The sequence below is a fragment of the Exiguobacterium acetylicum genome, assembly GCF_022170825.1.
Classification (GTDB): Bacteria; Bacillota; Bacilli; order Exiguobacteriales; family Exiguobacteriaceae; genus Exiguobacterium_A; species Exiguobacterium_A acetylicum_B.
In genome coordinates this window covers 494,308-514,649 of sequence record NZ_CP081878.1, presented here as the reverse complement: position 1 = coordinate 514,649, position 20,342 = coordinate 494,308, and the positions used below count along the sequence as shown (strand labels likewise).

Annotated in this window: 17 protein-coding genes; 3 read left to right on the top strand and 14 right to left on the bottom strand. The window is 48.8% G+C overall.

From position 1 onward, the window contains the following. Positions 1-26: 26 nt before the first annotated feature. The gene (locus K6T22_RS02680) at positions 27-815 is read left to right on the top strand and encodes a CHAD domain-containing protein (protein WP_238238780.1); all 789 of its coding nucleotides are present in this window, start codon (positions 27-29) and stop codon (positions 813-815) included. Here the strand turns inward: K6T22_RS02680 and glsA are convergent. From glsA to K6T22_RS02665, 3 genes are all read right to left on the bottom strand, one after another. Further along, on the bottom strand, positions 806-1,738 hold the full coding sequence (gene glsA, locus K6T22_RS02675) for a glutaminase A (protein ID WP_023467099.1): 933 nt from the start codon (positions 1,736-1,738) through the stop codon (positions 806-808). The two genes, K6T22_RS02680 and glsA, sit on opposite strands and share 10 nt — an antisense overlap. A 128-nt stretch (positions 1,739-1,866) precedes the next feature. Next, positions 1,867-4,443, bottom strand: coding sequence for an ATP-dependent chaperone ClpB (gene clpB / locus K6T22_RS02670; RefSeq protein ID WP_238238779.1), 2,577 nt, complete (start codon positions 4,441-4,443; stop codon positions 1,867-1,869). A gap of 6 nt (positions 4,444-4,449) precedes the next feature. Continuing rightward, a complete protein-coding gene (locus K6T22_RS02665) occupies positions 4,450-5,307 on the bottom strand; it encodes a DnaJ C-terminal domain-containing protein (RefSeq protein WP_238238778.1) in 858 nt (285 codons plus the stop codon). 195 nt (positions 5,308-5,502) lie between these two features. On the opposite strand from K6T22_RS02665, the gene K6T22_RS02660 reads away from it, so the two are divergent. After that, positions 5,503-5,697: a YwbE family protein gene (locus tag K6T22_RS02660; RefSeq protein WP_023467094.1), complete on the top strand. Its 195-nt coding sequence runs from the start codon at positions 5,503-5,505 to the stop codon at positions 5,695-5,697. A gap of 56 nt (positions 5,698-5,753) precedes the next feature. Here the strand turns inward: K6T22_RS02660 and K6T22_RS02655 are convergent, their stop codons facing one another. The 3 genes from K6T22_RS02655 to K6T22_RS02645 all read right to left on the bottom strand — a co-directional run bounded on the left by K6T22_RS02655 (position 5,754) and on the right by K6T22_RS02645 (position 9,263). Then, positions 5,754-6,929, bottom strand: a complete 1,176-nt coding sequence (locus tag K6T22_RS02655; protein WP_238238777.1) for a M20 metallopeptidase family protein — start codon at positions 6,927-6,929, stop codon at positions 5,754-5,756. Between the two features lie 13 nt (positions 6,930-6,942). Further along, the gene (locus K6T22_RS02650) at positions 6,943-7,797 is read right to left on the bottom strand and encodes a MurR/RpiR family transcriptional regulator (protein WP_238238776.1); all 855 of its coding nucleotides are present in this window, start codon (positions 7,795-7,797) and stop codon (positions 6,943-6,945) included. A gap of 287 nt (positions 7,798-8,084) precedes the next feature. Then, the gene (locus tag K6T22_RS02645) at positions 8,085-9,263 is read right to left on the bottom strand and encodes a CamS family sex pheromone protein (RefSeq protein WP_238238775.1); all 1,179 of its coding nucleotides are present in this window, start codon (positions 9,261-9,263) and stop codon (positions 8,085-8,087) included. Positions 9,264-9,397: 134 nt separating this feature from the next. Between K6T22_RS02645 and K6T22_RS02640 the strand changes: the two genes are divergently transcribed. Beyond that, positions 9,398-9,979, top strand: a complete 582-nt coding sequence (locus K6T22_RS02640) for a class D sortase (RefSeq protein ID WP_238238774.1) — start codon at positions 9,398-9,400, stop codon at positions 9,977-9,979. A gap of 73 nt (positions 9,980-10,052) precedes the next feature. Here K6T22_RS02640 and ligA read toward each other — a convergent pair whose 3' ends face one another. The 8 genes from ligA to purD form a co-directional block, all read right to left on the bottom strand. After that, positions 10,053-12,047: an NAD-dependent DNA ligase LigA gene (gene ligA, locus K6T22_RS02635; protein ID WP_238238773.1), complete on the bottom strand. Its 1,995-nt coding sequence runs from the start codon at positions 12,045-12,047 to the stop codon at positions 10,053-10,055. Positions 12,048-12,061: 14 nt separating this feature from the next. Further along, positions 12,062-14,287, bottom strand: coding sequence for a DNA helicase PcrA (pcrA, locus tag K6T22_RS02630; protein ID WP_238238772.1), 2,226 nt, complete (start codon positions 14,285-14,287; stop codon positions 12,062-12,064). Between the two features lie 45 nt (positions 14,288-14,332). Then, positions 14,333-15,016, bottom strand: coding sequence for a heptaprenylglyceryl phosphate synthase (locus tag K6T22_RS02625; protein ID WP_238238770.1), 684 nt, complete (start codon positions 15,014-15,016; stop codon positions 14,333-14,335). A gap of 74 nt (positions 15,017-15,090) precedes the next feature. Then, positions 15,091-15,315 carry a hypothetical protein gene (locus K6T22_RS02620; RefSeq protein ID WP_035398958.1) on the bottom strand — a complete coding sequence of 75 codons (225 nt, stop codon included), beginning with the start codon at positions 15,313-15,315 and terminating at the stop codon, positions 15,091-15,093. A gap of 13 nt (positions 15,316-15,328) precedes the next feature. Next, positions 15,329-16,708: a TrkH family potassium uptake protein gene (locus K6T22_RS02615; protein ID WP_238238769.1), complete on the bottom strand. Its 1,380-nt coding sequence runs from the start codon at positions 16,706-16,708 to the stop codon at positions 15,329-15,331. A gap of 36 nt (positions 16,709-16,744) precedes the next feature. Continuing rightward, on the bottom strand, positions 16,745-17,059 hold the full coding sequence (locus tag K6T22_RS02610; RefSeq protein ID WP_238238767.1) for a YerC/YecD family TrpR-related protein: 315 nt from the start codon (positions 17,057-17,059) through the stop codon (positions 16,745-16,747). Between the two features lie 68 nt (positions 17,060-17,127). Beyond that, positions 17,128-18,867, bottom strand: a complete 1,740-nt coding sequence (locus tag K6T22_RS02605) for an adenine deaminase C-terminal domain-containing protein (protein WP_238238765.1) — start codon at positions 18,865-18,867, stop codon at positions 17,128-17,130. Positions 18,868-19,078: 211 nt separating this feature from the next. Continuing rightward, a complete protein-coding gene (purD, locus tag K6T22_RS02600; protein ID WP_238238764.1) occupies positions 19,079-20,341 on the bottom strand; it encodes a phosphoribosylamine--glycine ligase in 1,263 nt (420 codons plus the stop codon). Position 20,342 lies beyond the last annotated feature (1 nt).

Sequence of the window (20,342 nt, the reverse complement as noted above, 5' to 3'; positions counted from 1 at the left end):
AAATAATCCGAGGAGGGATTCATCTCATGAACCATCGAGATACTGAAAAGCTGACTTTCGAACTGCTTGAGACATGGTCTACCTTCAATCATTATGCCAAAGAGGCTCAAACGTTTGAAAATCCGGAAGATGTCCATCAAGCGCGGATTCGGTTACGGAAACTGATCACATTCGCCCGATTGGTCGATTTAACGGAGGAACCCGTGTATTTGATTTGGAAGCGGCTGATGCATGCTTTCGGCGAAGTCCGTGACCTCGACGTACAACTGGAAGCAACCTCAAACAAAACAGAAATCGATCAGTTGTTCGCAAACCATGTCGCTCTGCAACTTCAAGGGAAACGTTCAACTTTAATCGAGACCATGCATCTCTTGATCTCAAATGAACTGGATCGATCCGTTCGTCGCTTTTTAGCCGGTCCGATGACAAAGCGCCTCAAACGGATGTCAGAAAAAGAGCTGATTCAGGCCGCCGAGAAACGCTATGAAAAAAAACGTGAACAATTTGAAAAAATGCAACGAAAGGATGGAACGAAGCGTGTCGAACGGATGCATGAATTACGGCTTGCTACAAAAGCATACCGTTATACGGTCGAGTACCTTCGTCCCTACACGCATCAACCGAAGTCTGCTGTCGATCGCCTAAAAGCAACCCAGACACAACTTGGACAGATCAATGACACGTATCAACGACTCGAAAGATGGCGGTCATTTGAAGTCCCAACCGCTTATCAAGAAGAACGGTTGCGTCAGATCAAGCGCTTAGAAGACGAATTGCGTACTGAGCTTGATCAAATTAAAATCGCTCATGGATGACGTTGAACGAGTAGTTCAAGCATCTTTGTACCCGCAATTGAATTCCCTTTTGCGTCAAGGGAAGGACCAAACACGCCAATCCCGAGATCTGCCATATCAAAATCACTTCGACCACAGGCAACGACGGCACCGGACACACCACTTTTTCCAGGAAGCCCGACTTGGACGGAAAACTCTCCGGATGCATCGTACATGCCGCATGTCGTCATGATTGCTCGGATGATTCGTGCATTACGACGTGAGATGACTTGACGCCCAGATGGTGTTTTTCCAGATGTACTCAAAATTTTACCCATCATGGCAAGTCCTTTACAGTTCGTCAAAATCGCACATTGTTTCGTATAGACGTCGATGATCTCTTCGACGTTGCCTTCGATGACGCCATGATAGCGCATGAAGTAGAGCAGCGCCCGATTCAAATCCGTCGTTTCGAATTCTGATTCGGCAACATCTGCGTCATATTTTACCATTTCTACTTCAATATCCAATAGTTTTGCGATGAATTGACGTAATTGCAGTAATTTATCCGCAGCATCCGTTCCTGGTAACATGCTCGTTACGGCTAATGCTCCTGCATTGATCATCGGGTTCAACGGTTTTGTTGGAATCGTTTCTTCGAGCTTGGCAATCGAATTGAACGCATCACCGGTCGGTTCCATACCAACTTTTGAAAAGACATAGTCTTCTCCAAACGTCTCGAGAACAAATGCGAGCGTGATGATCTTCGAAACACTCTGTAGTGTAAACATCGTATCCGCATCACCTGCCGAAACGAATGTTCCGTCAGCATTACAGACAGCAATCCCGAGTTGTGTCGGGTCGACTTTCGCAAGCTCTGGAATATAACTGGCAACTTGTCCAAGCACCGTATACGGACGGCATTCTTCAATCAACTCCTCGAGTTGGGCTTGTGTAACATTCATGGCGTTCCCTCTTTCTCTTTTTTTTCTAGCTTATCACGCATCTGACGAATACGGATATGGTTCTTCCTTAAACGCTAAAAGGAGTCGACTCGTTTCAGCCGAGTCGACTCCTTTTTCTAGCATCTGCTTCATCCGTGTACGACTAGTTCGCCGTCTTCTACGTCAATCGCAATCCGGGCACCATCTTGAATCGCTCCACTGATCAAGGCACGGGCAAGTTTCGTCTCAATCGTCCGCTGGATATAACGATTGATCGGACGCGCACCATACTGTGGTTCAAACGCTTCTTCAAAAATCAATGTCTTCGCAGCGTCCGTCACATCAATCGTGATGCCACGTCCCGATAAGCGCGAGGTCATCTTCTCGACCGCTTTATCGATGATTCGTTCAATTTCCGTCCGGTGGAGCGGATGGAATAAAATCGTATCATCAATCCGGTTCAAAAACTCCGGTCGGAAGTGGCGCTTCAATTCTTGGCGAACGGCTTCCTCTTCCGCTGCATCGATGACACCATCTTTGGCGGCTTCAAGCAGGATGGGTGCTCCGATGTTTGACGTCATGATGACGATCGTGTTCTTGAAGTCGACGACCCGTCCTTGCGCATCCGTCAATCGACCATCGTCGAGCAACTGAAGCAAGATATTAAAGACATCCCCGTGAGCCTTTTCGATTTCATCGAACAACAGAACCGAATATGGGCTCCGTCGGACTGCTTCCGTCAATTGACCGCCTTCTTCATAACCGACGTATCCTGGAGGCGCACCAACAAGACGAGAGACATTGTGTTTTTCCATATACTCCGACATATCAATCCGAACGATATGATCTTCACTATCGAACATCGCGGCTGCTAAGGCTTTTGCGAGTTCTGTCTTCCCGACCCCTGTCGGACCGAGGAATAAGAACGAACCAATCGGGCGATTCGGATCCTTGATGCCTGCTCGCGCGCGAATGACAGCGTCTGCAACAAGACGGACCGCTTCGTCTTGACCAAAGACACGCTCATGAAGCGTATCCTCGAGATAGAGCAGTTTTTCTCGTTCGCCTTGCGCAAGACGCGTCACCGGAATGCCGGTCCATTTGGAAACGATATCGGAGATCTCTTCTTCCGTCACCGCTTCCCGAACAAGTTCGTGTGAGACGTTTTCAGATGATTCTTCCGCGACTTTCAGACGTGCCTCAAGATCCGGAATTTGACCGTACTTGATTTCCGAAGCGCGGTTCAAGTCATAACGCCCTTCCGCTTCTTGTAACGCCAGTTTCGCTTTCTCAAGATCCGCACGTAACTGTTGGACACTTTGCGAACTCTCTTTTTCCCGCTCCCATCGTGTCCGAAGTGCGCTTTCATCTTCCCGGACAGAACTGAGTTCTTGTTGTAAGACGGCAAGTCGTTTCCGGGATGCCTCATCCGTTTCTTTCTTCAATGCCGCCTCTTCGATTTCGAGCTGCATGACCCGACGCACGAGCGAATCGAGTTCAGCTGGCATTGATTCCATATCGGTCCGAATCATCGCGCATGCCTCATCAACAAGGTCGATTGCTTTATCCGGCATGAACCGATCCGTAATGTACCGATCAGACAACATCGCTGCTGCAACGAGCGCATTGTCATGGATTCGCACACCGTGGTGAATCTCGAACCGTTCTTTTAGTCCACGCAGAATCGAGATCGTATCCTCGACATCCGGTTCAGCGACGAGTACTTGTTGGAAACGTCGTTCGAGCGCTGGATCCTTCTCGATATACTTCCGGTACTCGTCAAGCGTCGTCGCGCCGATACAGTGCAATTCACCACGTGCAAGCATCGGCTTGAGCATGTTTCCGGCATCCATTGCGCCGTCTGTCTTCCCGGCACCAACGATTGTATGCAATTCATCGATGAATAAGAGAATCTGTCCCTCGGCTTCCTTGACTTCATTCAAGACTGCCTGCAAGCGCTCTTCGAACTCACCCCGGTATTTCGCACCAGCGACGAGTGCACTCATGTCTAGACTGAACAACTGTTTATTCTTCAGACTTTCCGGTACATCGCCCCGGACGATCCGCTGTGCTAACCCTTCAACGATCGCCGTTTTCCCGACACCTGGTTCTCCGATCAAGACAGGGTTATTCTTTGTCTTCCGACTCAAAATCCGAATGACACGTCGAATCTCATCATCGCGACCGATAACCGGATCCGTTTTCCCAGAGCGGAAGTCGGCTACGAGATCACGTCCATATTTTTTCAGGACATCAAACGTCTCTTCAGGATTTTTCGTCGTGACTTTTCGATTTCCTCGCATGCTGACGATTGCTTCCCGAAGTGTCTCTTCCGTGATACCTTGACGGCGTAAATATTGAGATGCTGGACTCGACTGTTTGATCAGTGACAATAACAAGTGTTCGACGGAGACATAATCGTCCTGCATGAGACGGGCTTCCGTTTCCGCTTCCGTCAACACGTTCAGCAACGAACTGCCAATCCGTGGCGTCGTCGCTTGTGATAAAGCCGGAAGCTTCCCGATTGCATCGTCAATCGCTGCATTCAACGTCTCAATTCGTTGATTTAGCTTTTCAAAGACGACCCGTGCGATTCCCTCTTCTTGAGCAAGTAAGGCAAGCAGCAAATGCCACTCTGTGATTTCGCTGTGACGACGTTGTTTCGCAATCGCTTGGGCAGAGACGATTCCCTCATGTGCCCGATCTGTTAAACGTTCAAAATCCATCTTTGATCACTCCTTCACTGCAAGTTGACGTTCCCACTCTTCATAAAAGGCGCGGTCCATCTCAGGTAACTTCACTTCGAGTTGGACAAGTAACGCCCCACGATGACCGTTTGATTGACTGAGACCACGATTTGGAATCCGAAGTCGGGCTCCTGGTTTTGTACCCGGTTTGACCTTCAGTTTGATTCGTTTTCCTTCGAGCGTATCTGCGACGACTTCTCCTCCGAGTACAAGCGTCGTCGGATGAACACGGACGGTCGAGATGACGTCTTGATCGACCCGGCGGAACTGATCGTCATCCTTTAGATGAATCGTCACGTAGACATCTCCAGCAACACCTTGCCGGTTACGCATCGAACTTTTTCCACGCAATCGTACTTTTTTACCATCATAGACGTCTTTTGGAAGCGTCAATTGAATCGAACCGGTCGCAAGACGTACCGTGACTTTTTCGTTTGTACTGAGATGACTCAGCGGAACTGTCAATTCAAGCTCTTCATCCGTCGACATCTCTTCCTGACTGAAGAACGAACCGAACATATCTTCAAATCCGAACGATTGTCCAGGTCGTGTCCGTCCACCACCTCCGAACTGTCGGAACAGATCTTCGTAGTCTCCAGCGCCACCAGCTCCAGCACCTGCCATCTGGTCGAAGTTACTGCCGTATCGATCATACTGCGCTCGTTTTTCCTCATCTCCAAGCACATCGAAGGCTTCTTGGATATCCTTGAAACGCTGGTCCGCACTCGCCTCTTTATTGACGTCTGGATGATACTGCTTCGCCAGTTTGCGGTACGCGCGCTTAATATCTTGATTCGATGCATCCTTTGCGACACCGAGTGTTTGGTAGTAGTCTTTTGCCATTCGAATTCACTTCCTTTTCCTATACTTCATTACCTTAATTATAAAAGTCGTCTTCTAATTGGTCAAATATAGTCAAACTTTTTTCTGACATTCTGTTCTCTTTTCACTTTACGTCCTTGCGACAAACAAGTTTCACCGACTGAACCATGTTATACTGATAGCCAAACAGAAAATGAACGATGGGAGGATCTACAGATGGATGGTAAAACACGTAAAAATATCACGCCTGGTCTTAAAGTCAGCATCGTGCTGAAGCAAGATCAACGAACAGGGAAACGAACAGAGGGGATCGTCAAAGATCTTCTCACAAAATCACCGCAGCATCCGCACGGGATTAAAGTACGCTTAGAAGACGGACAAGTCGGTCGTGTGCAAGAAATTTTAGGTTAAGCAGAACAACAATCGCTCGTCTTGAGTCCTTTTGGAAGTCAAGACGAGCGATTTTTTCATACTTCAGTAGCTTGTTCTAAATATCGCCATGTTGCTTCGACGAGAATACGTGCGGCGTCGAGCATCGCCGGCTCTTTAAAATCAAACTGTGGGTGATGATGCGGTGGATACGACGCATCGCCGGCTCCTGTGAAGAAGAAAGCGCCCGGTACGTGTTGCAAGTAATAAGCGAAGTCCTCACCACCCATCGTCGGTTCTATCTCAAATACACGCTCGTCTCCTAGAACTTCTCGTGCGACAGACTCGATCAATGCGGTAGGTGCAGCATGGTTAACGACAGCCGGATATCCTTTTTCGTATGTAAATTGATACGTCGCTCCGACCGCCTCACAGATTCCTTTGATCGTCCGTTCCATCCGCTCAATGATCTCATCCGCTGTTGCTTCATTAAATGTCCGGACCGTTCCTGTCAACGTCGCTTGGTCCGCGATAACATTAAACGTATTCCCAGCATGTAACGTTCCAACGGTCACGACTGCTGGCTCTAGTGGATTGAGTTGGCGACTGACAATTGATTGTAATTCCTTGACGACCGTCGCTCCGAGTAAGACAGCGTCAATCGTCTCGTGTGGCTTTGCACCGTGTCCACCTTTTCCATAAAGGATCAGCTCGAACTTATCAGCTGCCGCCATGATCGGACCCGTCCGAACACCTACGTGTCCCAGATCGATCGTTGACCAAAGATGCGTTCCGAAGATGACATCGACGCCTTCGAGACAACCATCGGCAATCATATCACGCGCACCACCTGGGACGACTTCCTCCGCATGTTGATGAATCAAGATGACATTCCCCGGTAACGATTCCCGCTGTTGCATGAGTGTCTCCGCGACAGCAAGTAATGTCGCAGTGTGACCATCGTGTCCACACGCATGCATCACCCCTGGTACTGTTGACCGATAGGCAACATCTTTTCCATCCGTAATCGGTAACGCATCAAAGTCAGCCCGTAATGCGACGGTTTTTCCTGGCTTCCCTCCACGAATGTACCCAACGACACCACGTCCGCCGACCTCCGTCTTGACTTCGATTCCGAGCATTTCTAGATGTTGCGCGATATAACGTGGGGTCTCGACTTCGTGAAACGACAACTCTGGGTGCTGATGTAAATAGCGACGTCGGTCAACCATCTCCGGATACAAAGCGTCTAGTCCGGCTGTTCGTTCTGACATATATGTATCCCCCTTATTTCTTTTGGTGCAATGTCTTGACGCTCTCCCGTGTGTATTGAAGACGTTCGAGTGTGTCTTCATAATGTCCCGCAGCATACGATAAGAACAAGACGTCGATCGCAAACAATTGGGCAAGTCTTGAGCTGAGCGCTGCACTACGAAGCGGTGCTTCCGGTGCACGTGACGTCCAAAGGGCGATATCCGCTAGTTGACTGATCCGGTTGTCTCCGAAACGTGTCAGACTGATGACCTTTAGTCCTTGAATTTTCGCCAAACGAATCAACTCGACGACTTCTTCCGTTTCCCCGCTATAGGAAATTGCAAAAAAGACATCTTCCGGTCGTGCATTCGCTAAGATCGTCGCAAGCAGATGCTGATCCGCTTCTTGAATCGCTAGTTTTCCGACACGCGTCCATTTTTGCGCGGCATCTTCTGCCACGACATGCGATGCCCCGATTCCGTAAAAATAAATCGCCCGTGCCTGATCAATCACATCAATCGCATCCGCAATCCGTTCATCATTTAACTGCTTCGCAGTATCCTGTAACGCTTGAATACTGTTACTCAGCGTTTTTTCAATCAAGTCGACGGGACGTTCACCCTTTTCGATATCGTGATAGCCTTTTAGATCCGTCCGTGCCGTATCAGCAGAAATACGCATCCGCAGTTCTGGATATCCCTTTAATCCGAGCGCGCGGCAGAAGCGGACGACTGCAGCGGCACTTGTATCCGACTCCTCTGCGAGTTGGTGAATCGTCATACGTGCGATTTGGTTCATATGCGTCAATACGTAGTCTGCGACTTTTCGTGAGGACGATGGTAGTTCCTCTCGAACTGCACCGATTTGTGAATAGATACCGCCTTTCATCTAAATCTCCCCTTTATCATCTTCTTTTTTAAAAGAACTGACGATTCATCAATCACCGTGTCGTCCCTATATATAGAACTGTTCTTCTTTTATTATGCTCTCTCCTACTGACTTTCGTAAATCTAAAAAATGGGAAAGTGAAATAAAATGTCATTCTTCTTCCATACCCTTCCTTTCTTATTCATACGCTTCTCTCTTTCTACATTGGTCATACAAAAAAGCGACATTCCACTAAACAGGAAATGTCGCTTCGTAAAGTTGATAGAGAGACTAGTGAAATGAAGGAATCAGCGAATCTTGACAATCGGTTTTTTTGTATCCGGATCAAGGAACAGCATTGCTTCTGTATCACCGTTCAAATTCGTCACGGTGATCGTCGTCGGAATGTTTCGGTTGTACTCCCAACGATTCTCAAGCAGATAGGTCACATACTGAACAAATGCGACGAGCTCTGCTTTCCCGTAAAATTGAACCGGAATCTTCATCTCTAGCTTTTTGAGCTCATCTTCTTGATAGAAGCCTTCCCCCATCATACCAGTGTAGTTCGGGAAGTAGTCTTCTAGACGGTCTTTGAACAAATCAAACTTCGCGGCATCATCGCGCACGTCATTCGTTGCGCGCGCTGACGGATAATAGTAATACCGCTCATCGTAGTTCTTCCAGTCGTTCGCGCTGATTTGATTCCCGCGACCGATGAAAGCAGACGAAAGGTAATGACCAGAAACCGGTGAACCTTCTTTTTCTTGGAGGTAAAGCGCCACATGAATCGGTGTTGTCTTCATCCCTTGTGTCTTACGCATTTTCTTGACTAAATCGTTCGCCATCCGCTTTCCTTCAGCGACGACTTTCTTTTCATCGAGTTTAACGGTATACGTTGGTCCATAATTTTCATCTTGGAAGACATACTCACTGTTTAGGACAAGCGCAATCGATGTTCCACCTAGTTCAAGTTTCTTATCTTCTTCCAGCATATAGTCTTGTTCTAAGATATGCGATAGAATCATAGGTGACTTTTGGTTTTTCTCTTTATACGACTTACCAGACGTATAGGCAGGGTTCAGACCTTCTGGATCGCTGACGCCATCGCCTGCTTTTCCTTTTCGTAACAACCATTTCGCGATTTGGTCGGCTTCGAGTAACTGACCTTCTTGATAATAGTATTTTTCCGGATCAAAAAATTGTGTCGAGTGACGCATTAAACCCGTTTCAATTTCATCGAGCTCAAGACGTGAACTGACACGTTTTTGCGTCATTCCACGTGCAACACTCGGACGAAACGGTAAGACCGTCCGGTAATACGAATCTGTCGTATCGATGGCTGGACTGACGACGGCTTGGACTTCTTTACCTTGTTCACTTTCGGTAATGACTTCTTTTGTATCGCTCGTTGGCGAAAGGTCGAACGAACAAGCACCTAAAAATAACGTGCTTGATAACGTCAACGCTACTGCTGTTTTATAGTTCATCTCTATTTGCACCCCATGTTTTTAAATCGTTCTCTTTATCATAACAGAATCGTTTTCCATCGGGGAAGGACAAGTTTTCCCCTGATTTTCAAAAAAGATGATGCGCCCTCGCGTATTCGAAAGGACTTTTTCTCATGACACGTCGTAAATTTATCGGTCTGCTGTTTCTACTGGCAGGCATCGCTCTGATCGCTTGGCCCTTCATCAGTGACTATCAGCGCGAACAGGAGGCAGCCAATTTAAAAGAACAATGGACGAAAAGTCTAAAGACCGTCGATGCGAAAGAGACGAAACAACCGCTCGCGAAATCAGGTGTTGGACTGCTTTCGATTCCAAGCATTGATTTCGAGCAAGTCATCTTAGAGGGCTCGACAACAGCTGTCCTAGACCGAAGTATCGGTCATATTCCAAAGACTGGCTCACCCGGGAAAGGCAATTACGCACTCGCCGGACATCGAAGTTTTACGGAAGGTCTCCACTTCAATCGTCTGCCTGACGTCAAGAAAGGTGATACCGTTATTGTCACGACAAAAACGCATCGCTATACGTACCGGATTACTTCGAGTCGCCTCGTCACACCAACGACATTGTCCGTCCTCGACCAATCCGTCGCTTCTCCAACGATTACATTGATCACGTGTGATCCGCCGGAAACAGCAACGAATCGTCTCATCAAACAAGGTACTTTGATTCGGAGCGAGACGATTGCTTCGTGACAAGTTCTCTAACACGAAAAAGGAAGGCGGAATCCCGCCTTCCTTTTTATTTGATTGTTCTCATTCATTCTTCTCATGCTTCGTGTTTAGCTAGTTCTTCTAATAGACGGGCTTCATCCCAAATTTCAATGCCAAGCGATTCGGCTTTCGTCAGTTTAGAGCCTGCCTTTTCCCCTGCGACGAGGACATCCGTCTTTTTACTGACGCTTCCTGTCACATCGGCACCGAGTGCCTCAAGTCGTTTCCCAGCCTCTGACCGTTTTAAGCTCTCGAGCGTTCCCGTCAAGACGATCGTTTTGCCACCGAGCGGTGCATTCGTCTGATCGACCCGTTCACCAAGGAAACGTTGATTGACACCGAGTTGTTCTAAATCTCGAATCAATGCCTGCGCTTCCGGATGTTCGAAGTACTTCACGATCGAATCCGCGATTTTTCCCCCGATACCATCGATTGCGACGATTTCCTCGTAGCTTGTAGCTGCAATCCCTGCTAACGAATCAAAACGTTCCGCTAGAAGATACGCCGCTTTTTGACCGACGAGTCGGATTCCGAGACCAAACAGTAGACGTTCGACCGAGTTCTGTTTCGAGGCTTCGATCGCTGCAAGCAATTTATCAACGGACGTCTCACCCATCCGATCAAACGTCAATAACTCGTCACGGTCGAGTCGATATAAATCGGCAATCGTTCGAATTGCTTCATGATCATACAATTGACGAACGACTTTTTCCCCGAGACCATCGATGTTCATCGCTTGACGCGAAACGAAGTGAATGATCCCTTCCATCAATTGCGCTGGGCATTCCGGACTGACACAACGAATATCGACTTCACCTTCGAGACGGACAAGTTCCGATTGACAGGCAGGACAATGCGTTGGGAAGACAATTGGTGTCTCTTCCCCCGTCCGTTCTGCTGTGACGACCTGTACGACTGCCGGGATGACATCGCCCGCTTTTTTGATGATAACTGCGTCCTGAAGGCGAATATCTTTTTCAGCGATGAAGTCAGCGTTGTGTAGTGTTGCATACGTCACTGTCGATCCCGCGACGACGACCGGTGCAAAACGGGCACGAGGCGTGACTTTCCCCGTCCGCCCAACACTGAAATCAACGTCTTCGACTGTCGTCATGACTTCTTCCGCCGCGAACTTATATGCTGTCGCGAAGCGGGGGCTTTTTGCCGTGAAGCCGAGCTCTTCCTGATCATCATAGCGATCGACTTTCAAGACGATTCCGTCGATCTCATATGGCAGGCTCGCGCGTGCTTCCGTCCAATGTGCGATGTAGGCAAGAATCTCTTCCACTGTCTCACACGTCTGCATATGTTGATTCGTCGGCAAGCCAAGTGATGCCAGTTGTGCCATCGCTTCGCTATGTGAACGTGCCGTCAACGTATTGACGCCGACGCCATACACGAACAACGACAGATTACGCGACGCTGTAATCGATGAATCGAGCTGACGCAGACTACCTGCTGCTGCGTTACGTGGATTCGCGAACAATGTCTCTTCTCGGCTAGCCCGGTCTTCATTCAAGCGTTCGAACGATTGTTTCGGCATGTAAGCCTCACCGCGGACTTCAACTGTCTCTTCTGCCTGCAAACGAAGCGGTAACGCTTTGATTGTCCGTAGATTCTGCGTGATGTTTTCGCCGACTGTTCCATCGCCACGCGTTGCCCCACGGACGAATCGGCCGTCTTCATATTTCAGTGAAATCGCAAGTCCATCAAATTTCAGTTCGGCGACATACGTCGTCGAACGTCCGAGCGACCGCTCGATCCGAGCGACCCATTCGCGAATTTCTGTCTCATCAAAGACGTTTCCGAGTGACAGCATCGGTAAATCATGCGTCACCTTCTCGAACGCTTCGAGCGGTGCTGCTCCGACGCGTTGTGTCGGCGAATCCGGCGTGATCAGTTCCGGATGCTCTGTTTCTAACTCCGTCAGTTCACGAAGCAATTGGTCGTACGTCGCATCCGGTACCGTTGGTTGATCCAGTACGTAGTATTCGTAGCTGTATCGGTTCAATGTTTGACGAATCTCATCTATACGCTGGCTTGCGTCCATCTGTGGACCTCCCGTCATACCTTTTTAATCGGTGCAAATTTTGCAAGCAATCGTTTGATTCCGACTGCTGGGAATGCGATATCAATTTCAAGATTATCCCCTTCACCACGAGTCTGGACGACTGTACCAAGTCCCCATTTCCCGTGCTCTGCCTTATCTCCGACGGACCAACCAAGTGCCTCAGCACCTGACGTCTTCATTGCTGTTGGTTTGCTGATCGAGCGACCGATGACGGCTTTGCCTTGTGGGACAGGACGGTCTTCCCATGGGAGTGGCTTCGCTTTTTTACCGGTCCGCTCGATGACGACTTCTGGCAGCTCCGCTAGGAACCGTGATTCTTGGTTCGCGTTCGTCCGTCCGTACAGAGAACGCATCCGCGCGTGTGACAAGTAGAGACGTTTCTCAGCACGTGTAATTCCGACATACGCGAGGCGACGTTCTTCTTCCATCTCGTCTTCATCTTGAAGCGAGCGGCTATGTGGGAACAAGCCTTCCTCCATCCCGATCAAGAAGACGACCGGGAACTCGAGTCCTTTTGCTGAGTGGAGCGTCATCAACGTGACTTGTTCCTCTGGATCTGTCTCATCGAGTGAATCGACATCGGCGACGAGTGTCAAATCGGTCAAGAAGGCGATGATCGTCCGATCTTCCGGATCCGCTTTTGCCGTCTCCTTCTCGAAATTCTGCGCAACGGTGATGAACTCATTGATGTTCTCAAGACGACTCTGTGCTTCAAGCGTCTTATCTTCCTTCAGTACTTGACGATAGCCTGATTTCTCGAGCACTTCTTCGACCAGTTCCGACAGACTGATGAATTCTTGCATTTGGCTAAGTCCGAGAATCATCGTCCGGAAATCCGTCAGTTTCGCTGCTGTCTTTGGTGCGATACTCGACAATTCGATATCGCGAATCGCTTCCATCAATGACACGCCTTGTAGATCAGCGAAATCACGCAGCTTATCAATCGTCGTTGCGCCAATGCCGCGTTTTGGTTCGTTGACGATCCGCGCAAAGGACAAGTCCTCGTTCGGATTCGAGATTAAACGGAGATAAGCGAGCACGTCCTTGATTTCTTTACGATCGTAGAACTTCGTGCCGCCAATCATTTTGTACGGAACGTTCGACTTAAGAAGCGTTTCCTCGATCGCACGCGATTGTGCGTTCGTCCGGTACAAAATCGCGATATCGCTCAGTTTCATCCCGTAACGAAGCGAGTTCCGGATCTCTTGGACGATATAAAAGGCTTCTTCACGCTCATTCTCCGCTGTATGGACGATCAGCTTTTCACCTTCATCATTATCCGTCCAAAGTTTTTTATCTTTGCGTGTCGAGTTATTTTGGATGACATGGTTGGCTGCTTCCAAGATTCGTTTGGAAGAACGATAGTTTTGCTCGAGTAAGATGACGGCTGCATTCGGATAATCCTCTTCGAACGAAAGGATGTTCGCGATGTCAGCGCCACGCCAGCGATAGATCGACTGATCCGAGTCCCCGACAACACAGAGATTCTGATGTCCCGACGCCAACAGGTTGACGAGATCGTACTGAGCTTTGTTCGTATCTTGATACTCATCGACATGAATGTAGCGGAACTTCTTCTGATAGTAAGCTAGGACATCCGGACTCTTCTTAAACAATTCCGTCGTTTTTCCGATCAAATCATCAAAGTCGAGCGCATTGTTCCGGCGTAAGACCGCTTCGTATCCTTTATAGATTTCAGCAACCGTCTTCTCATAAGGACTTGTCACGATCGAAGCGTAGAATTCAGCACTGCGTAATTCATTCTTTTGCGACGAGATGATTGTCAGCATCGAACGCGGATCCCATTTTTTCGGATCCAAGTTTTGTTCCTTTAAGACGAGCTTGATCGCTGATTGCTGATCACTCGAATCAAGAATCGTGAAATTCCGGTCATATCCAAGTTGGTCGATATCACGACGTAACATCCGGACACACATCGAGTGGAAGGTCGAGACCCAAATATCGTTTGCGACACCACCAACTAACCGACCGATCCGGTCTCGCATTTCCCGCGCCGCCTTGTTCGTAAACGTAATCGCGAGGATGTTCCACGGTGCGACTTGTTTAGCCGCCATCAAATAAGCGACCCGATGTGTCAGGACGCGTGTCTTTCCGGAGCCCGCTCCTGCCATGATCAGCAGTGGTCCTTCCGTATGCTTGACTGCTCTCGCTTGCTCGGGGTTTAGTCCGCTGACGAGCTGTTCGCTCAAATTAAACATATTAGTATCCTCATTTCTTATATTCCGAACTTTTGTTCCTATATTTTATCGTGTCGCTGCGACTGTCGCAAGCGCTGCTTTTAAATCCTCATAAATGATGTTCCCGACGACGATCGTATCCGCATATTGCAGCATCTCACGTGCACGTTCCTCGGAGTCGATTCCTCCACCGTAAAACAGGCGTGCCTGCTTCAAGACATCGCGAACGGCTGCTACTCGTCCCGGGTCCCCGTAGACACCACTATACTCGAGGTACACAACCGGCAAACGGAAAACGCTATCGGCTAGCTGTGCATAAGCGACAGTCTCATCTAACGTTAATGGTTTTGCTTGCGTCACATGCGCAACCTTCGCATCAGGATTCAGGACGATATACCCTTCCCCGACAAGATCAGCGTGCGCGAGCATATGACCGACTTGTTCTAACGCTTCGACCTGTTTTTCAACGACATATTCTAACGTACCGGCATTCAGGACCGTTGGTGTCAAATACGTATCGAATCCCATCGTCGCGGCTTCAAGTTCTGAAATTTCGAGTGCTACTGCAACGGGATACCGCCGTAAACGCATCAAGAGATCAAGCGTCGCATCGAGGGTGATATCATCTGTTCCACCGACAAGGATCGCATCCGTCCCGGACGTCGCAATCGCCTGTAGGCTAGCATCATCGATTAGTTTTGCTGGGTCTAGTTTAAAGACATGTCGCCATTCATTAAAAGGTAATAACACGGTTCGCCCCATCCTCTCTTTCTCATTCCACATTCAGTATAAAACAAAAAACCATCTCGCGCAGGGCGAGATGGTCAGACGTGTGTCCGTCGTTTCGTCAAGAGTGACGCCAGTAACAACGCAAAGACGGCATATACCGGAACGAACGCCCACGGTTCTGCTAAAAAGAAGCCGAGTACCGGGACGTCCAGTAACGGTGAATCCGGCGAACAGAGTGCTCGTCCGTTGACGAGCGCCAAAAACGGTAGGACAGGAACAGCAAAGATGTACGCGAAGTTGATCCAAAAGGCACGTTTCATAAAAAGAGCCCCCTTATCCGATGATGACGGATTCCTTCGGATAGTTGTAGTTTCGTTTCGGTTGGTTCGCCTTCAGGAGCAGGACGAACGAGATGACTCCGATTCGACCAATGAACATCAGGACGGACAACGTCCACTTCCCAATATCCGACAGTTGATCCGTAATGCCGAGCGATAAACCGGTCGTTCCAAATGCCGAACATGCTTCAAAAAAGAGGACAAGGAACGGTGCATCCTCGACAAGTAACAAGACGATCAATCCGACCATCGTCACCCCTGTTGAAACAACGATGACGACGAACGCTTTCCAAATATCCGATTGACCGATTTCACGACCGAAGATTTTGATCCCGTATTCCCCTCGTATGAAGGCAATGACACTCAAGACGGCAACAGCAAACGTCGTCGTTCGAATCCCACCACCAACGGAAGACGGGGATGCCCCAATGAACATCAAGAGCGATAAGACGAAAATCGAGGCTTGTGAGAAGGACGTGATGTCGACCGTCGTCAATCCACCATTTCGGGTCGTGACGGATTGGAATAAGGCGTCAACGAGTTTCTCATCGACTGGTAAGCCTTTAAAGGACTGGTTCCATTCAAATAGTAGCAATGACACCGTTCCGAACAGAACGAGAATGAAGAACGTCGATGCTGTTAATTTCGTAAAGAGTGAAAAATGATACGGTTGACGTGTTGCCTGACGTGTCGCTCGGTACGAAATATAACGCCGGACTTCAACGAGTACCGGAAAACCGATCGCGCCGAGCGTCAGTAGCAAAATTTGCATGAAGACGACGAATAAATCACCGCGAAACGGTAGTAAGGATTCGCCGGTGATATCAAAACCGGCGTTCGTCGTCGCACTGACCGAGCCGAACAGTCCTTGGAGCATCGCTTCTCCGAGCGTCGGAAAATACTTCGTGTAATAAAGTCCAAGAATCAAAGCCCCAATCAATTCAATCGAGACGATGATCAAGATAACTTCCCGAATGTATTTGACGACACCTTGCATCGTCGTCTGGTTCTGATCTCGAACGACGAGTTGACGTTCCCGAAAGCCGATTCGTTTTCCAAGGATAACCCACATCGCGATATGAAGCGACATCAAACCAATCCCGCTGACTTGCACTAAAATCATGATCATGAAGTAGCCGAACGTCGTGAATGTTTCCGAGACCGAGACCGTCGTCAGACCGGTTACACTGACACAACTGACCGCCATGAAGACGAGGTCCGTGAAATCCCAGTTATAGTCTCCCTTGGTCGACCACGGCAAACCGAGCATGATGATCCCAATGATGACAGCAACGAAGTAGATGATGACGAGCGACTGGATGGGCGTCAATCTTCGAATGAAATGTTGAATTTTATGTTGTAACGCAAAATCCAATGTGACACGCCCCCTTCATAGAAGTAGCGGATAACATTAGTTATCCGCTACTTCTTGCTCTACAAGACCTAAACGGGCGAGTGCTAAGTCATAACCGCCAGAACCGTAGTTCAAGCAACGTTTGACACGCGAGATCGTTGCCGTTGAAGCACCGGTCGCCTTCTCGATTTTGTGATACGTATTGCCTTCACGTAATTGACGTGCGACTTCAAGACGTTGGGCGAGCGCCTGGATTTCGTTGACGGTCGCTAAGTCTTCGAACAACGTATAACAATCTTCTAATGAATCCATCTTCATGATGGCTGTAAATAACTGATCTAATTCTTTTCCACGCAATTTATCGAGTTGCATCTTGTGACTCCCTTTCCCATTCAATTGCTCTTTAATAGTTTAAAGCGCGACGTTTTAAAATTCAAGCGTCATCGCAAAATCGCTGGGAAAAGGACTTTTTTCCGAAGGACTTCGTATATTCCCTGCGGTGTGATCCGCACATATGGCAAGTGAGTCGACGCTAGGAATAGCAACGTATAGACAGGATCTTCAAACGCATAACCGCGCTCAAACAATGCTTCCCGTAAAGCGGTTTCCTGAACGATCAAATCCTCGAGTGGTAAGTCGGATGTCTGCCCCATTAAGGTCAATGGAACTTCAGCGATAACTTCCCCGTCTTCGACGAGAACGATCCCACCTCCGAACGCTTTCATTCGATCAAACGCGACTTGCATATCTCGTTTTGATTTACCAATCATCAGAATATCACCACTGATTGAGTACGAACTAACAAGACCGCCAACTTGTGTCGCAAAGTTTTTCAGAACGGTATTCAAACGCCACTTTCCTTCCCGATCGAGTAACATTAAGAAGGATTCATCGCAACCCGCTGGTAACACAGGCACACTTGTATCATGCTCGACTTGATACAGCTTCATGATGACGGAATTGACCATTTCAAGACCAACCGGCATGCTGAATGAAAAATCCTGTTCCGTTAAGGAAACCTGGACTTCCGAGCGTGGCATGAGTGCATAGACAGCATCGAGCGCTTCTGCCGGGTAACACGGAATATCCGCTTGGCGCACCCACGTTCCGCGTGCAAGGACAGCGACTGGTGTCGGAGCATCTTTTGCTTCGAGGAAGTTGAGATGGGCAATCCGTCCTGGTGCGATACTTCCGAGTAGATGATCGAGATTAAAATGACGTGCTGCATTGTATGAAGCAATTCGGTATGCTTCTTCGACGGGAATTCCTGCCTCAAGCATCAGTCGGATCGTCTCATCCATCATGCCCGCTTTATAGAAGGACGGCGTCGAACCATCTGTCGTCACTAGTACCTTATCGAACTGCGTCAATCCTGCTTCGACGAGACCTTTAAAGATATCCGGTAGATCTGGACGAATCGACGAATAACGAATCGTCGTCGTATAGCCAAGTTCAAGACGTGTCATCGCCTCTTCGACCGTCATTGCCTCATGATCACTCGTTACGCCGTAAAGCGCCATCTTCGTCAACGTCTTTGCTGAAGCGCCAGGGAAATGACCTTCGATTGGTTTTCCGAGTTTGATCGCATCTTGCATCCAGTGGAGCAGTTCATCGTCTCCTTGCGAGAGACGTGGCCATCCCGTCAACTCACCCGCTTGGATGACTTGTGGATGCTTAAGCCACGCTTGAATCCGACGGTTATCGATCGAGATGCTATCCGCATCAAGTTCCGTCTGCGCGTCGAGTCTTGCCCACCAGTACATCGAGGTCGGTAAGTCCGCTAGCGCCTCAACTTGAGCAAACGCTTGCTCCGTCGGCTCTAATAATAACAACATATTATCGTTGACGAGTGTCGATGTTCCCCGCTCTGCCGCAAACTTTGCAAGACTCGCTGGGTTATAGAGTTGGAATGGATGCGCATGGGGTTCAATGTAACCAGGTACGATATATTGACCTGTCGCATCATGGTAGGCATCGGCTTGTTCCGGCATTTCTGGACCGACGTAGACGATTCGGTCGCCGCTAATCCAGATGTTCGCCGTCCGCCATGCTTTGACTCCATGATTCAGGTATGTGGCATTCTGTATGACAAGTGTCGGTGCAAGCTTTCCGCTGATGACCGCTTGGTGTGTCCGTACTTCAGATTTCGTCCAAGGGGATCTTCCACATTTTTTTTTCACGAAAGCTCGACCTCCTTTGTTTTATTGAAAACGCTTTCTTATAGTTCTTATACTAAAATGTTACTAAGTAAGTTTCAAGAAGTTTTGCCCCGTTCCGGATTCATTTGGTCAAAATAACACAAATTCGCCATGGAAGACAAATCTTTTCGTGCACTTCGCCAAGAAACCAAAAAACCAGACGCAACTCTTTCGAGCACGTCTGGTTTAGATGTTACGATTCATGTGAAGCACGAAAGGCTTTTTGAGCGATATCGGTCCGGTAAAAGAACGGTTGATCCGTCACGTCTGGCAAGTTGGCATAGACCTGTTCGACCGCTTGCTCGATTGTCTCAGCACGGCTGACACAAACGAGGACACGTCCACCTGCTGAGACAAGCTGACCAAATCGTTCTGCCGTTCCGGCATGAAAGACGAGAAGGGCGTCCCCAATCTGATCAAGTGGAATCGCTTGTCCCGTTTGAGGCGCTTCCGGATATCCTTTTGCAGCGACGACGACACCAACAGCTGCTTGATCCGTCCAAACGATTTCCGGCGTCTGTCCGTCCATTAGCGGCATGATGACATCAAGTAATGGTGTCTCCAGGCGTGGGAGAATGACTTCTGTTTCCGGATCACCAAAGCGGGCATTGAACTCGATGACGAATGGTCCTTGTTTCGTCAGCATCAGACCCGCATAGAGGAACCCAGTGAACGGAATGCCTTCACTAGCCATCTGATCGACGAGCGGCTGGATGATTCGGTCAACAGCTTCTGTCGTCAATGCTGCTTCGTCCCATTGCGGAAGTGGAGAATAAGCTCCCATTCCACCCGTGTTCGGACCGAGATCACCGTCAAACGCCCGTTTATGATCTTGTGATAACACCATTGGAATGACCGTATCTTCGTGGACGAATGCCATTAACGAGCACTCTTCTCCGACTAGACACTCTTCGATGACGACACGGCTTTGCTGCCCGTATTCCCCAGCAAACGTATCGTGGATTGCTTCAAGTGCCTGATCAACTGTTTCTGCGACTGTGACCCCTTTTCCGGCAGCGAGTCCATCCGCTTTGATGACAATTGGTGCCCCCGCTTGACGAACATACGCTATCGCTTCTTCTGCTGAAGTGAAGACAGCGTGAGCAGCGGTCGGAATACCAGCACGCGCCATTAATTCCTTCGCGAACTGTTTACTCCCTTCGATGGCTGCTGCTTCTCGCGTTGGACCAAAGATCTGCAGTCCAGCTGCCTGAAACGCATTGACGACCCCAAGAACGAGCGGTCCTTCTGGTCCAACAATTGTCCAATCGATCTGTTCGTCTTTTGCGAACGTTACGAGTTCATCGATGGCATCTTCGGCGATTGGAACACATGTTGCTTGTGTCATCCCGGCATTCCCGGGCGCAGCATATACCGTCTCAATCCGTTCATCCTGTGCCAGTTTCCAGACGAGCGCGTGTTCACGCCCTCCTTTACCAATCACCAATACCTTCATT